This is a genomic window from Amycolatopsis sp. PS_44_ISF1 (assembly GCF_032335455.1).
Lineage (GTDB): Bacteria > Actinomycetota > Actinomycetes > Mycobacteriales > Pseudonocardiaceae > Amycolatopsis.
Genome location: NZ_JANUXO010000004.1, coordinates 1 through 13,720 on the forward strand (window position 1 = coordinate 1; position 13,720 = coordinate 13,720).

At 70.0% G+C, this 13,720-nt stretch carries 11 protein-coding genes and 1 CRISPR repeat array; of the genes, 7 read left to right on the forward strand and 4 right to left on the reverse strand.

Annotated features, from left to right (window positions below):
* On the forward strand, positions 1-645 hold a 645-nt coding region (locus NYF13_RS29910; protein ID WP_315661279.1), incomplete at its 5' end, for a hypothetical protein.
* A gap of 4 nt (positions 646-649) precedes the next feature.
* Here the strand turns inward: NYF13_RS29910 and NYF13_RS29915 are convergent.
* Positions 650-1,075 carry an ABC transporter permease gene (locus NYF13_RS29915; RefSeq protein WP_315661955.1) on the reverse strand — a complete coding sequence of 142 codons (426 nt, stop codon included), beginning with the start codon at positions 1,073-1,075 and terminating at the stop codon, positions 650-652.
* Position 1,076: 1 nt separating this feature from the next.
* Positions 1,077-1,681: a CRISPR direct-repeat array (repeat unit 28 nt; unit sequence GTTCTCCCCGCGCGAGCGGGGGTGGTCC).
* A 74-nt stretch (positions 1,682-1,755) separates the two neighbouring features.
* On the opposite strand from NYF13_RS29915, the gene NYF13_RS29920 reads away from it, so the two are divergent.
* Genes NYF13_RS29920 through NYF13_RS29930 form a run of 3 tightly spaced genes read left to right on the forward strand, consistent with a single transcriptional unit; the run spans position 1,756 to position 4,195 of the window.
* A complete protein-coding gene (locus NYF13_RS29920; RefSeq protein WP_315661956.1) occupies positions 1,756-2,493 on the forward strand; it encodes an inositol monophosphatase family protein in 738 nt (245 codons plus the stop codon).
* Positions 2,487-3,266: a hypothetical protein gene (locus NYF13_RS29925; RefSeq protein WP_315661280.1), complete on the forward strand. Its 780-nt coding sequence runs from the start codon at positions 2,487-2,489 to the stop codon at positions 3,264-3,266. The genes NYF13_RS29920 and NYF13_RS29925 overlap by 7 nt, the downstream gene beginning before the upstream one ends.
* Entirely contained in the window at positions 3,263-4,195 is a 933-nt protein-coding gene (locus NYF13_RS29930) for an aminoglycoside phosphotransferase family protein (protein WP_315661281.1), read from the forward strand. The genes NYF13_RS29925 and NYF13_RS29930 overlap by 4 nt, the downstream gene beginning before the upstream one ends.
* A 189-nt stretch (positions 4,196-4,384) precedes the next feature.
* Here the strand turns inward: NYF13_RS29930 and NYF13_RS29935 are convergent, their stop codons facing one another.
* Complete coding sequence (locus NYF13_RS29935) at positions 4,385-4,849, reverse strand: hypothetical protein (protein ID WP_315661282.1); 465 nt, start codon at positions 4,847-4,849, stop codon at positions 4,385-4,387.
* A complete protein-coding gene (locus NYF13_RS29940; RefSeq protein WP_315661283.1) occupies positions 4,846-8,439 on the reverse strand; it encodes an ALF repeat-containing protein in 3,594 nt (1,197 codons plus the stop codon). The genes NYF13_RS29935 and NYF13_RS29940 overlap by 4 nt, the downstream gene beginning before the upstream one ends.
* A 391-nt stretch (positions 8,440-8,830) precedes the next feature.
* On the opposite strand from NYF13_RS29940, the gene NYF13_RS29945 reads away from it, so the two are divergent.
* The 3 genes from NYF13_RS29945 (at position 8,831) to NYF13_RS29955 (ending at position 12,236) form a co-directional block, all read left to right on the forward strand.
* Positions 8,831-9,328 (forward strand): hypothetical protein, encoded by a 498-nt coding sequence (locus NYF13_RS29945; RefSeq protein WP_315661284.1) that lies wholly within the window; start codon positions 8,831-8,833, stop codon positions 9,326-9,328.
* A 242-nt stretch (positions 9,329-9,570) separates the two neighbouring features.
* Positions 9,571-11,046 (forward strand): ricin-type beta-trefoil lectin domain protein, encoded by a 1,476-nt coding sequence (locus tag NYF13_RS29950; protein WP_315661285.1) that lies wholly within the window; start codon positions 9,571-9,573, stop codon positions 11,044-11,046.
* A 542-nt stretch (positions 11,047-11,588) separates the two neighbouring features.
* Positions 11,589-12,236: an HAD family hydrolase gene (locus tag NYF13_RS29955; RefSeq protein WP_315661286.1), complete on the forward strand. Its 648-nt coding sequence runs from the start codon at positions 11,589-11,591 to the stop codon at positions 12,234-12,236.
* Positions 12,237-12,251: 15 nt separating this feature from the next.
* Here the strand turns inward: NYF13_RS29955 and NYF13_RS29960 are convergent, their stop codons facing one another.
* Entirely contained in the window at positions 12,252-13,535 is a 1,284-nt protein-coding gene (locus NYF13_RS29960; RefSeq protein ID WP_315661287.1) for a helix-turn-helix domain-containing protein, read from the reverse strand.
* Positions 13,536-13,720 lie beyond the last annotated feature (185 nt).

The window sequence follows — 13,720 nt, forward strand, 5'->3', positions numbered from 1 at the left end:
TTGTCCGAGGTGGTCGGCGGTGCGACGGTCTGCCCGGCGTGCGACGCGCTGCACTTCGACCCGGTCGTGGTGCCCCAGATCGTCGCGCTGGACGACGATTCGCCGGTGACCACGGGTATCGGCCGGATGGTGCTCACCGAGCTGCACCCGTTCTCCCAGGTGCAACCGCTGCTCCGCTACGACAACGGCGACCTCGTCGAGCGGGTGGCGGGTGGCTGCGAGCCGGACGAGGTCACCGTCTCGTTCGTCGGCCGCCGGGCCGAGACCCCTGTGGCCCGTGACGGCGGCCGCACCCGGGTGGTGCTGCGGCCCAGGGGGTTGCGGGACGCGCTGGAGCGGTTCCCCGAGATCGCCCGGCCCCCGCTGCACCCGCGGATCACCTCGCCGCTGCACGGCGGGCCCCCGCTGGTACACACCGAGTGGACCGGGGACGGCCCGGTCCGGATCACCGTCCGGGCCGTGCCGGCGTTCGACCCGAACCTCTTCCCCGCCGCGGCCGCGCAGTTGCGGGACCGGGTCCACGCCGCGGTGCTCGGCTGCTGTCCCGAAATCGGCCCGGCCGTCGCCGACGGCTTCGCTGAAGTCTGCGTGGAGCTCGAACCGGACCGGGCGGGCGTGGCCGGGTTCATCGTGCGGCGTGGGTGATCCGTCAGAATTGGTCATGGTCTCCGCCCGATCGCGCTGCCCGGCGGGAGCGGACCCGGATCGCCACGACGGCGAGCGCCAGCCAGGACAGCGCGGTCACCGTCTCCGCGCGGAGCTCCGGGCCGGCCGCGGCCGAGCGGAGCGCGCCGATCCCGTGGGTCATCGGCAGCACCGCGGCGATCTCGCGCAGCACCGGCAGGTCGGGCAATGGAGCCACCACACCGCACACGACCAGCGTCAGGTACGTGGCCGCGCTCGCCGCGAGCACGCCGGTCTGGGCCCGTCCGGAAAAGGCCGCGGCCGAAGCGACGAACACCCCGAAGCACGCCGAAGCGAGCGCGAGCGCGAGCAGTTCGGGCAGCCTGACCAGCAACGGCCCCAGCAGTTCCGGCTCGCCCAGCAACGGCGGTGCGACCACCACGGCCAGCAGCCCGGCCAGCACCGCCTCGGGGGTGTACACCAGCCACCGGGCGACCACCACGGTCACCGGGCCCGTGCGGCGTTCTCCCCGCGCGAGCGGGGGTGGTCCCGTCGCGGCGTTGACCGCCAGCGCGACGCTTGGGTTGGTTCTCCCCGCGCGAGCGGGGGTGGTCCGGCCAGTTCCATCACCGCGAACACCGCGTAGACGTTCTCCCCGCGCGAGCGGGGGTGGTCCTTCTTCGACACCCTCAACGAACGCGACCGCCAGGAGATCGCCACCGCGTTCTCCCCGCGCGAGCGGGGGTGGTCCCCGGACTCAGCTCACGCCAGGCCCTCCGCTACGGTTCTCCCCGCGCGAGCGGGGGTGGTCCTGGTGTCGATCCCTTTTGCTGCAAACCGTATTTGTTCTCCCCGCGCGAGCGGGGGGTGGTCCCTGGCCAAGGACCTGGCGTCGCTGAGCGTGGAAGTTCTCCCCGCGCGAGCGGGGGTGGTCCGTTCATGCCCTTGGCCGGCCGTTTCGTGCTGGCGTTCTCCCCGCGCGAGCGGGCGTGGTCCACAGACAGGGGGTGGAATCCGTTCGGATTCCGAATTCTCCCCGCGCGAGCGGGGGTGGTCCTTGGCCGAAGTAATCATGGACACAAGCACCGTGGCAGTCTCCCCACGCAGCTTCTGACAGTCGGTCCTGCCAACCTGGGGCGGGCTAGTCGCCCCGCCCCAGGTGGCCGTCACGGGAGCGAAGACAACTCGAAATGCGACTCAACTACTAGGCTTCCAGCACGAAACCGCTGCTCAGCCCCGTTCCCATCCTTTGGTGCTCCCGCCAGCGGCACCCGCTGGGTACTCGACCCGGTCGACGGCACCGCCAACCTCACCCATGACATCCCGCTGACCGGCATCTCCCTCGCCCTGGTCGCCGACGAGGACCCCCTGCTCGGCGTCATCGCCCTGCCCCAGCTCGGCCGCACGTACTGGGCTGCGGACGGCCTCGGCGCCTGCCGGGACGGTCACCCGATCCGCATCGCCGGCCCGGCCCGGCTGGACGAAGCGATGATCGCGATCGGCGACTACGGCGCCGGACCCGACACTGCCGTGCGCAACGCGGCGATGCTGGAGATCCACGCCGCCCTCGCGCCCCGAGCGCAACGCATCCGGATGCTCGGCACCGCCGCGGCCGACCTCGCGCTGGTGGCCGACTCCGCCTTCGGCGCGTCGATCACCTTGGGCAACCGCACCTGGGACATGGCCGCCGGCGCTGTCATCGCCCGCGAAGCCGGTGCCCACGTGACCGATCTCGACGGCACCGACCACACCACCGCCTCACGCTGCACCATCGCCGCCGCCCCCGCCCTGATCGACGACATCCTCGGCATCGTTCAGCACGCGAGCACGGTCACCGGCTTCACCGGCCAGGAGGACCTGGCGTGCTGATCACCTTTGAAGGGGTGCCTGGAGCGGGCAAGAGCACCCAAGTCCGGATGCTTGCGAGGTGCCTGGAAGCCAGCGGCCAGCCCGTCACCGTCCTGCCCGACCTCGCCACCCTGGACACCGACCCCGTCGCGGCCACCCTCGTCGACCTGCTCCGCACCGGCTCTGACCCCTTCCTGCGCACCGGCGACGCCATCACCGATACCATGATTACCGCCGCAATCCGGACTGACCTCGTCGCGACCGTCCTCGATCCGGCGCTGGCCCAGAACCCCGCCGCCGTCGTGATCGAAGACCGCGGCATCCACATGATGGCCTCCTACGCGATCGCCGCCCTGCTCCGCCAGCACCACGCCCCCACCGACGTCGCCCTCGACTGGCTGAGCGCCCTCACCGCCCTGGCCGGCCCGCGCCCCACCCGAGCGCTATGGCTGCGGATACCCCCAAAGGCCGCCGCCCGCCGCGCCGACGACCGCGGCGGCGACTTCCCCCGTGCCTTCACCGGCGAGCAGCGCTCCCACCTCACCTGGGTCGACCACGCTTACACACTGCTGGCCGAGCGAGACCCCCAACTCACCGTCCTGGAGGTCACCAACCTCGACCCAGCCGAAACCCACCTGGCCATTCACGCCGCCCTGCGCCGAGTCAGCCAGACGGGCGACATCGTCTCGAGCCCGTGCACAGGACACCACGAACCCGCCGGGCCTCCTCCTACGCTGACCACGCCAGACCCCGTCCAGCCGCGCCGAGCCGAAACCGGAAGTCCACAACGATGACCACGCCAACCAGCCACCACGAGCCTGCCGCTCCCACCGAGCTGCTCAACGCCCTGCGCACCGCACGCACGGCCGGACCCGACGCACTCACCGCCACACTCGACGAACACGGGCTGCGCGCACTCGACGGTGGCCGCAACAACGACGTCTTCGCCTGGACCGCGGGCCCCACACCGATCTGCATCAAGCTCTACAAGAAGACCGATCGGCAGCGCGTCGAACGCGAATGGCACGGCCTCGCCCACGCTGCCGGCCTGGGCAGCGCGCCTGAGCAGCTGTGGCTCGACGAGGACTCCAAGCAGCCGGCCCTCGGCATGACGCTGCTGCCCGGTTCTCCGATCCTCGACGTCCTCGACCCGACGTCGGCTATCACGTCGCTGGCCGGCATCACCCGTGCCCTGCAGCGCGTCCCGCTGACAGAGCCGCTGACCAGCCTGGAGCGCGTCGACTCCATCGGCCACTACATCGCCCGGCTCACCGACGTCTGGCCCGGCCAGCTCGCCGACGCCGCCGACGACCCGCAGACACCGGACATGCTCGCCCTCCTGCGCCGATGGGAGAACAGCGGCGACGCCGACCTGCTCGCGCGACCCGCCCCCCGCGTCTACTCCCGCGGTGACGCGAACCTGCTCAACTGGCTCCACGACGGCGAGACCACCTACGTCACGGACTTCGAGTTCAGCGGCTACTCCGACATCGCCGTCGACGCCGCCGACCACGTCGAGCACATCAGCGCCCGCGCCATTCCCGACGAGATCTGGACCAACGCCGAAGCTGAGCTCGGCATCACACCGGGCAACCGAGCCCGATTCGAAGCCGCGCGCCGCACCATCGCGTTGCGCTGGCTCGCCGTGCTCTGGAAGCAGCGAACCCAGCGGATCGAAGAATTCATGGTGCTGCACGAACGGGTCCTGGTCCTCCAAAGCTAGATCACGACCGCCCATCAGCCGCCAGCAACCTCGTTACGGTTGCAGGGTCGCCTTCATCGACGCCCAGGATCGGCGCAAGCATGAACAGCTCTTGTTCCAGGTGCCGTCCTGGGTCAAGTCGTCGGGTCCAGCAACCGAGGTAGGCCCTCCCGGTGATCCGGGAAAGCCTACCTCGTCCTACATCAGTGCTCAGCGTTTGCCGAACACTGGGAACTCCGCCTCGATCGAGGACAAGTCGTCCAGGATCGCCGGTAGTCCGGACTGGTCAAGCCCGCCGATGCGGAAGGACAGCTTGTTGCCCGTAGCGTTCCCGTCGATGGCCTCGCCTGCGACTTCGACCTGGCCGGACTTCGCCACGGTGACGGTCAGCTCGAGCCACTCCTCCATCGACGTCAACCGGGCGACGCCGCCGAAGTCGTCGTAAGCCTTGGCCAGCTGCTCGCGGAAAGTCCGCAATTCATCGGCCCGCAACCCGGCGGGCACGCGCGCGGTGAACCCGCCTGCGGTGATCTCGACCGGGCTGAAAAGCCAGTTGCCGTCCCAGAAGTCGGTGGCCCCGGCGTGCATCCGGCCCAGTACTGTAATTACCAGCCGATCACCACCCCTCGCGCCGAGGGTCACCGAGGACAACTGATCGTTGTCGACATCACTCACTTCAAGATCACCGTCACCACGTCGCCCGAGTCGTTCAGGATAACCCTAACCCGGCCCGTCGAACCCGGGTTGGCGATCTCCGCCTCCACCACCGACGGTGGCACTCCCCGCGGCGCCGGGAAGTTGTGGTCGTAGAAATCCTTGTACTTCGCGGGGTCCTTGAGCTTGTCCCCCGCCGCCGCGACCCGAGCGTGGAACCTGGCCTCCAACTCGGCCATCACCTCAGGTGTGGACGGTGCCATGCGTTCCAGCGCGTGCTCGGAGAACCAACGGCCGCCGATCAACGCTCCGCCGCCGCCCTTGGGCAGGCACCACCCGGGTGCGTCCGCACCGAAGGTGAGCACGCCGTTGCGTGCCGAGTTCATGGCCGCGAAGCCCTCTTGGATCGTCCTGCGGGCGATGTTGCTCTCTTCGATGAACTTCCCGAGGCCACTGCCGATGCGCCACAGCGCCTTGCCGACCTCGAACGCTTTGACCGCGACCAGTCCCAGTGACGCGACGTCGATGGCGCCCATGATGCAGTTGACGATGCCCGGGTCGCTCAGGCACGCCTTGATCCCGCCGATGAACAGGTCGACCAGAATCTGGCCGCCGTTCTCGATGATCCAGTCGATGACGGTCTTGCCCGCCACCTCCTGGGCGTGCTTGTACTGGTCGACGAGCTCCTGCCCGCCCGCCTGCCGCAGCGCGGCCTCGTCCGCCGGGCTCAGGGGCCCGGTCTGCTCACCCCGCGCCAGCTTGTCGAGCCGCGCCTGCAGATCGGCGTTCGCCAGTGTTCGCGAGGCGAGGATCCTGGCATCCGCCGCCGCCTGCTCGGCCTCCTCCGCGTCCTTGCCTGCCGCGAGCGCTGCCGTCCGCGCCTGCGCGGCGTAGGTCCCGGCCTGGTCGGCCGACTGCTGCGCCCGGGCCGCGGAGGTACGGGCCTGGGTCGCCGAAGACGCGGCCGACTGGGCGGCCCGCTGGGCGCTCTGGGCCGCCGAGCGGGCCTGCTTCGCCGACTGGGCCGCGGCGTCAGCCGAGCGTTGCGCGTCGGCGGCGGACTGCCGCGCCTGGTCCGCGTAGGTCTTGGCCAGCTCGGCCTGTGTCCTGGCGTCCGCAGCCGCCCGCGTGGCCTCGTCCGCGGCGTTGTGCGCCCTAGCCGCAGCCCCGGCGGCCAGCGCGGCGTCGGCCCGGGCCTTCGCGGCGACGCCGGCCGCCTCCGCAACGTACCGGTGGACGTCGGCGGCGTGGATCGCCGTGTCGAGGTCACGCTGCTGAGCCGTGTACTGCTCGGTCTGGAGGAACTTCCCGAGGTAAGAGGCAGGACCGGCCAGCGCGGCTTCGGCAGCGGCCTTGACCTCAGGACCGCCCGCGGTCATCGCAGCGGTCACCGCGATCCGATCGTCGTGCTCTGCGGCGACGTACTGGCCGGCGCGGAGAAACTCCGCCACATCCGCCGGGGTGCCGCTGAGCGCTCGGTTGGCCGCCTCCTTGGTCGCCGGGCCGCCGTTGTTGAGCAGGAGCTGCACTGCCACCCGGTCGTCGTCGGCCTTGCCCTGATAATCCTTGGTACGTAGAAATTCCGCGACCTCGCCCGCGGTCCCGTCGAAGGCGCCGAGGGCCGCCCGCATCAGCCGGTTGTTGGACGTGGTATCGGAAATCGCGAGAGCACTGGACCGGTTGTCCTGCTCTGTGGCCGAATTCAGGCCGGTGTGCAGGAACTGGCGCACCTGCGCGTCATCCCCGCCGAGCGCTGACGCGGCTGCCGCCTGAGTCCAAGGGCCGCCGCTCCGCAGCAGCTGGACCGTTGCCTTACGAATGTCCAGGATCACGGTCTCCGGAGCTGTAGCCGGGTTCGCCGCCTCATCGAGCAACCGCTGCGTCTCCGCCGAACGGTCCGCGGCCTCGCCCGCCTTCCACTCACCCGCAGCCTTGCGGGTGTCCTCGGACTGCTTGGCCGCCTCAGCGTCCGCGATCGCCTGGTCCTTCTGGGCCTCCAGACGGGCCGCGTCCGCGGCACGGGACATCTTCTCCAGTTCAGCCGCCTGGGTGGCCGCCGTCGTCGCCGTGTCGGCCGCCGTCTTGGCCGCCGCCGCGTACCGGGATGCCGCTTCCGCGTCCTTCTTCGCCTGATCCGCCGCTGCTGCCGCCTGGTCGGCGGCCTTCGCTGCCGCCTCCGCGTGGGCCGCCGCCACGTTCGCCGCGTCACGGGCCTGACGAGCCGCCGCCGCCGCCCGGCCCGCCAAGGACTCCGCCGCGTTCGCCGCTCGGTTCGCGCGGGCCGCCGCCGCGCGGGCCGTTGCCGCCGCCTGCTCGGCCTGGCTCGCATTCGCTCCCGCCGAACGCGCATAGCCGGCAGCCTCGTCGGCCGCCGCGGCTGCCGCGTCCGCGTTGGAGCTGGCGCTGCGGGCCGCTCCCGCCGCGCGGCCCGAGGCATCTGCCGCCTGGCCCGCCGCGTTCGCCGCGTCCGCCGCCGCGCGGGCGCCTGCCGCCACGTTGCGAGCATCTACCGCTGCCTTGCGGGCTTCCGCCGCGTGGGTGCCGTCGGCTGCCGCGGCCGAAGCCGCCGAGTACGCCCGGGAACAAGCCTGCTCTGCCATCGACGCAGCCGTTGCGGCCTGAGCCGCGGCGTTCGCCGCCACCCGGGACGCGCGATTCGCCTCGGCCGCCGCGCCGATCGCGGTCTTCGCCGCGTCCGCCGCGCCACGCGCCGCGTTGGCCGCCCGGCTCGCCGCACCCGCGGCCTGCACCGACGAGTCACGCGCTGCCTGGGTCTCCTCCTTCGCCCGCTGCGCGGCCTCCTTCGCCCGCTGCGCCGCCGCGATCGCACGATCCGCCGCGTCCTGCGCCTGCTTGGTCTGCTCTAGGGCCTGGGCGCCGGCGACCCGGGCGAGATCGGCCAGGTGCGCAACCGACGTGATCTCCTGGTCCCGTTCCGCCGCCAGGGCGTATCCGGTCTCCAGGAACGCCTGGACGTCCTCGACGGTCCCGTCGAGCGCACGCTGCGCCGCCTTTTTGACCTCCGGGCCGCCGGTGGTCAGCAACTGGTTGACTTTGATCCGATCGTCGTCGTTCTGGGCCTGCTGCCGCCCGGAGCCGAGGAACGTGCGGATGTCGTCGTCGGTGCCGTCGAGCGCCTTCTGGCCCGCCACCTGGACCCAGTGCCCGCCGGTGGTGATGTACCGCGAAACCTGGGCCCGGTCGTCGTCGCGCCACGGCTGCTGCCAGCCGGTCGCCAGGAAGGTGTGCACGTCGGCCGCGGAGCCGCTGAGCGCCGTCTGCGCCGCCCGCCGAAGCCCCGACCCGGCCACCGTCAGCAACTGGCTGAGCTTGATCCGGTCGTCGTGCTCGGCCGCGACGGCCTTACCCGTGGTCAGGAAGGTGTGGACCTCAGCGTCCGAGCCCACCATGGCCGCGGCCGCCGCGTCCTTCGTGGCCGGGCCGCCTGCCTGCCACAGCGCAACGACCTGCGCGCGTTCGGCGGGCCCGGCGGGTTCCGCCGCCGACGCCGTCGTGGGCACCGTGACCGGCCCCGCTCCGATGGCGGCCACCAACGTGACCGCCAATGCCGTGCGCGCTCTCGCGCCGCCGAACGGCTTGTTGACTCGCATCCTGCCCAGACCTCCCGTGCGCACCGAAAAACTCACTGCCGCGGGGGGACGCCTGCGCGTCGGACCGGGCCCAGCGAGCCGCCGGTTTCCGCGCACGAAGAAAGAGCTTTCCCGCTCCTGGGTTCCGCCCTGGTCTCCCCCCAAAGCGGTCGAAAAGTAGCAGGAACCAGGAACCCCACGAAAGCCGCAATCGAGTAAGCAAGAGATTACAGTCAAGATCACCCTGGTGACCCGGGTCAGGTCGGCGGAAATTTCTTGACTGCGTGCCGGGTATCTGATTAGAGTCCGGTTCGAGTGTCCGCTCGGGGTCGGCCACGAACTCTTGATGCGTTGTCGCGGCGAATGCTCCGCCGCGACTCCGTCGTGCCATTTTTAACAGCAGGGGGAAGTCATGCGCTCTCACGCGCGTTTGTTCGCACTGGCCATAGCAGGTGCCGCGGCAGCCGTCGCCGTACCGGCCTTCAGCGCCTCGGCTGCGACCGGTTCCGCAGCGGACGACACGCCACCGTCCATCGTCGAGGACTACTCCTACCCGGACGCCGCGAAGATCCTTCAGGACCGCGCCCTGACCCTGATCAGCGGTGATGGGCACATCGTGCTCGCCGACTGCGGTCCGGCCGGCCTGCTCGAGGTGCACGCCTACAACTCCGCCGACCACAGCCGGGACCCCGGTCACTACTGCTTCAAGGTCTCCGGCCCAACCGGAGTCCTGCGCCTCGAGGTGCCGTTCGCCTACCAGGTGAAGGGCGACAACCACACCGTACAGGCGACCATCGAGATCAACGGCCAGAGCAGCACCGTCCCGGTGACCAAGAACGGCTGGACCGGGATCGGCGAAGGCGCCGGAACCGACCCCTCGACACTTCTGGAACTGCACGCTTCGGCCTGACCGGCACTCGAAGCACGACCCGGTACGGCGTTCACCAAGCTTCTTCGGAGTTCATTCACAGACCAGCATTCCTGCCGTTCCCGCGGGCGATTTTTCCAACCCCAAGGAACTGCCGCACGTGCCGGATACGTTCACGGCGCAATGTTCCCGACCGCAGCCACTTGAGTGGAAATCGCGATGTCGCTGGACAACGACACCCAAGCTAAGCAAGGATTCTCATGTCATCTCTGCGCTCCCGAGGCGTGCTCATCCCCGCGGTCATGGCGGCGGCGACCGCTGCGGGGCTCGTTCTCTCCACGCCAGCCCAGGCAATCAGCGGTGGCACAGCAGCACCCGACGGCACCTACGCGTTCACCGGCCGGCTGGATGTCGGCCAGCCCGGCATCGACGGGCGCGCCTGTAGCGCCACGTTGATCGACCCTTCCTGGATCATCACCACAAGTACCTGCTTCGCAGACACCTCACTTCATTCCGGTCCGCCGCCCAAACCCGCCACCGTTACGTTCAGCCGTGCCACCCCCACCTCCACTCGCGCGGTCCGCGGCGTGTCGTACCTGATCCCGCGGACCGACCGAAACGTGACGCTTGCCCTTCTCGACACCCCGGTCACCGGCATCACGCCGGCACCGCTCGGTTCCACTGGGCCAGTGGTCGGTGAGTCTCTGACCGGCGTCGGCTACGGCCGCACCAGCGACACCTGGCTACCGGAACAGGCGCGCATCGCGTCGTTCACGGTGAACGCCACGACCGGGACCACCGCGACGTTGACCGGCGCCAATGGCGTGGACACCTGCAAGGGCGACGCCGGTGGCCCCGCGCTGCGGCAGTCCGCGGCCAAGACCGAACTGGTCGCGGTACACAGCACATCCTGGCAGCACGGCTGCCTAACGGTCGGCGAGACCCGTCAGGGCAGTGTCGAGTCGCGGGTGGACGACCTCACCGGCTGGGTCCAGCAGCAGCTCGCGAGCACGCCGATCCGCAACGCCGACGGCCTGTGCATGGACCTCGGTGCCAACGACCCCGGCACCAAGGTGGTTACCACGACCTGCCGAGCGGGTAACACCAGTCAGCAGTGGCGCACGCTCCCGGACGGCACCATCCGCAACTACAACGGCCTGGCACTGGATATCGGTTCGAACGCCGAAGGCACCCCAGTGATCATCGCCACCGCCCGGCCCGGCAACACCAGCCAGCACTGGACCCGCCCCGACGGCACCATCCGCAATTACAACGGTCTGTGCGCGGATCTGGGTGCCAACGCGCCCGGCACCACCGTGGTCATCGCACCCTGCCGCGGTGGTGCCGCCAGCCAGCAATGGAGTGTCGGTGACCTGCACGAGGTCAGCGGCAAGATCCGCAACCACAATGGCTTGTGCGCGGACCTGTCCTCCAACAAGCCCGGCACCATCGTCGGCATGACCGCTTGCCGGCCGGCCGAATGGGCCAGCCAGCACTGGAGCGCGCCGATCGACGGCACGCTCCGCAACACCAACGGGCTGTGCATGGACCTCGGTGCCAATGACCCCGGCACCACCGTTGGCATGACCGCCTGCCAGGCCAGCAACCCTAGCCAGCAATGGCGTGTGATGGCCGACGGCACCATCCGCAACTACAACAGCCTCGTCATGGACCTCGGCTCCAACGCCGAAGGCACTCCGGTGATCATCGCTACCGCTCGGCCCGGCAACACCAGCCAGCAATGGACGTTAGGCGGCTAGAAACCAAGCTCGCATTGCGCGGGTACTGCCTGCTCCTCTGAACGGTTCCCGCGCGGAGCTAGCATTGACCGCGGTGTGCTAGACGAGGACGGACGTCCTGCGGCCGTGTTGCTGCTCCAGGTCTTGATCGAACTGTTGGACGACCTGACGGAGCATTTAGCCACTTCGGGCAGCGCACCACTGAAGCGACACCAGAGCTACATCCGGTATAAGATCATGAGGGTGTGGCATGCCGCGTCTGCTGTGGCCAGCGCTAGTCAGAGGTCATGAATAGCACAAATGGCCACGACCGGAGAGTGCAACTGGCCACAATAAGTGGCGATTTGCGGGGATTTTCATTAGCCGCTGATAGCCGTCACTATGATTCCGCTCTTCGCAATTAAGGACAACAGCCTGAGCTGGGCCTGTTAGTGGAGGCTGCATGGCCGCGATGGCACTCAGGTCGCGCGACAGGTTGCCTGGCCTTCGCATCGGCGAGGTCGTCGGGCGAGGTGGGCCACCCGCTGTGGCGCGGAGCTCTCGAGTGACGTAGGAGTAGTGGCATGGTGACCGCGGTGGTGTTCGATGTGGGCGAGACGTTGCTGGACGACTCGCGCGAGTGGGGTGCGTGGGCTGACTGGCTTGAGGTGCCCCGTCACACTTTCTCCACCGTGCTGGGGGCGGTCACCGCCGCTGGTCGGGATAACGCCGAGACCTTCCAGTACTTCCGGCCAGGCTTCGACCTCGGACGTGAACGCCAGCTACGCGAGGATGCCGGCCTGGGTGAGCGGATCGAGGAGTCCGACCTGTACCGGGATGTCCGGCCGGCGTTGGCCGAGCTGCGCGGGCGCGGTCTCTGGGTCGGGGTGGCCGGGAACCAGACCGCTCGTGCGGCCGAGTTGCTGCGTGCGTTGGACCTGCCGGTCGACCGGATCGCCACCTCGGGTGAGTGGGGTGTCGCCAAGCCCTCAGCGGACTTCTTTGCCCGCGTCGCGTCGATGGTGCCCGGTGGGCGCCCGGACGCGGCGGTGTACGTCGGGGATCACCGTGACAATGACATCGTCGCGGCGAAAGCAGCGGGGTTTCGTACGGCGTTGATCCGGCGTGGCCCGTGGGGTTACCTCTGGGCCGACGATCCGCTGGTCCGGCGGGACGCGGACTGGGTCATTGACTCCCTGCGTGACCTATCGGGGTTGCTGACCGCACCCTGACGGGCCGGTGGGGGCTCAGCGTGCGCGGGCCCAGGCGGCGAGGTCGAGCAGCTGGGAGCTGGGGGCGGGATGGGTGCGCAGCAGCGCCGACAGGGACCGGCGGACCTGCGGATGCGCCCGGGTGTGCTCCGGCGCGCTGCGGCGCGCGGCTTGCAGGCATAAGTAGGCGTCCTGGTGCCTGCCGAGGGTGAGCTGGGCGCGCGCGAGGTCGATGAAATAGTGGGAGCGGCGTTCGGCCGGCAGCTCGTCGGGTGGCTGCCAGGCCGCTGCGCGTTCGATGCCCGCAGGGTCTCGTGATTCGACGGCGACAGCCAGGTCGTGGATACGCAGGGAAGCCGGACCGAAGACGGTGCCGTGGTAGACGCCCTCGGGGACGACGGCGGCGGCGCGGCGGGCTTCGCGCAGGTGGTCAGCCGCTCGGTCGGGCTTGCCCGCCCGAGCGGCGACGACCGCGGCTCGCATGTGCAGGGCGCCGAACGCCGCCGAGGACGAGGCGGTATCCAGGGCGGGCAGCTGGTCGGCGGCGAGTTCGAGGGCACGGGCGGCGGCGCCGAGATCGCCGGTGGCGAAGAACGTCTCGGTGCGCACGTAGGCTACCGCTGCCACCAGGAGCGGGTCTTCGGCGCGCTGGGCGGCAGAGCGCATCAGGTCGATCAGCCGCGCGGAAAGATCCAGGTAACCGAACTTGAACGCGATCCCGTCCGCTGCCCGCAGTGCGAGAGTCAGCAGCGTGGCGGCATGGCGGCGATCGGTGGCGTCGCCACGCTGGCCGGCGCGGGCGATTTCGGCGATGAGGCCGGGCAGGCGGTAGGCCAGGCTCCGGTAGCGGGACTGCAGCCGGTCGTCGCTGGCGAGAACGATCTCGCCGCGCAGGTTGGCCGGGGTTCTCGTCGATCCGTCGTCGGGCAGGTCCAGCCGGTCCAGAGCGCGGCGCAGACGCGGGATGGCGGCGTGGATGACATCGACATCGGCCGCTGGTGCGAGGCCGTCCGTGTCTCGTAGGAGGGGTGCTGGACCGTCGGGCTCGGGGCTGGTCTGCACTCGCTCCGTGGCCTCGGCGTGGCGGACGGCCGTCTCGGGTCGTCGGGTGGTGCGGTGCAGCAGGTTGTCCAGTTCGCCGAGGGACACCCCTAGTGCGTCGGCGAGGCCGTGCCGCTGCCAGGGTTTCGGGGATTGGACTCCGCGCTCCCACCGTCCGATCGTGCTGCGCTCGACCTTCAGGGCTGCGGCGAAAGTTTCCTGGGTGTGCCCAGCGGCTTCGCGGGCGGCGGCCAGCGGGGTGAGCGCTCGTGTTCCCATCGCCCGTCCCTCCCTCCGGCCCCTATTCGCGTACAGTACCCGCCTGTTTCCGCAGCGTATGCCCCGTGTCACCCCCGCCCATCCCTGACGGCCGGTCTGTACCCGCACGGTCAAGGACCACGTCAGGCGCAGTTACTCCACCTGCCATCCATTCGGATCCATTTCGACGGCATGAATGACCAAAA

Coding starts and splice junctions, on each gene's coding strand:
- NYF13_RS29960 (WP_315661287.1), bottom strand. CDS start 13,535: ATGGGAACACGAGCGCTCACCCCGCTGGCCGCCGCCCGCGAAGCCGCT.
- NYF13_RS29945 (WP_315661284.1), top strand. CDS start 8,831: ATGCGCTCTCACGCGCGTTTGTTCGCACTGGCCATAGCAGGTGCCGCG.
- NYF13_RS29940 (WP_315661283.1), bottom strand. CDS start 8,439: ATGCGAGTCAACAAGCCGTTCGGCGGCGCGAGAGCGCGCACGGCATTG.
- NYF13_RS29955 (WP_315661286.1), top strand. CDS start 11,589: ATGGTGACCGCGGTGGTGTTCGATGTGGGCGAGACGTTGCTGGACGAC.
- NYF13_RS29930 (WP_315661281.1), top strand. CDS start 3,263: ATGACCACGCCAACCAGCCACCACGAGCCTGCCGCTCCCACCGAGCTG.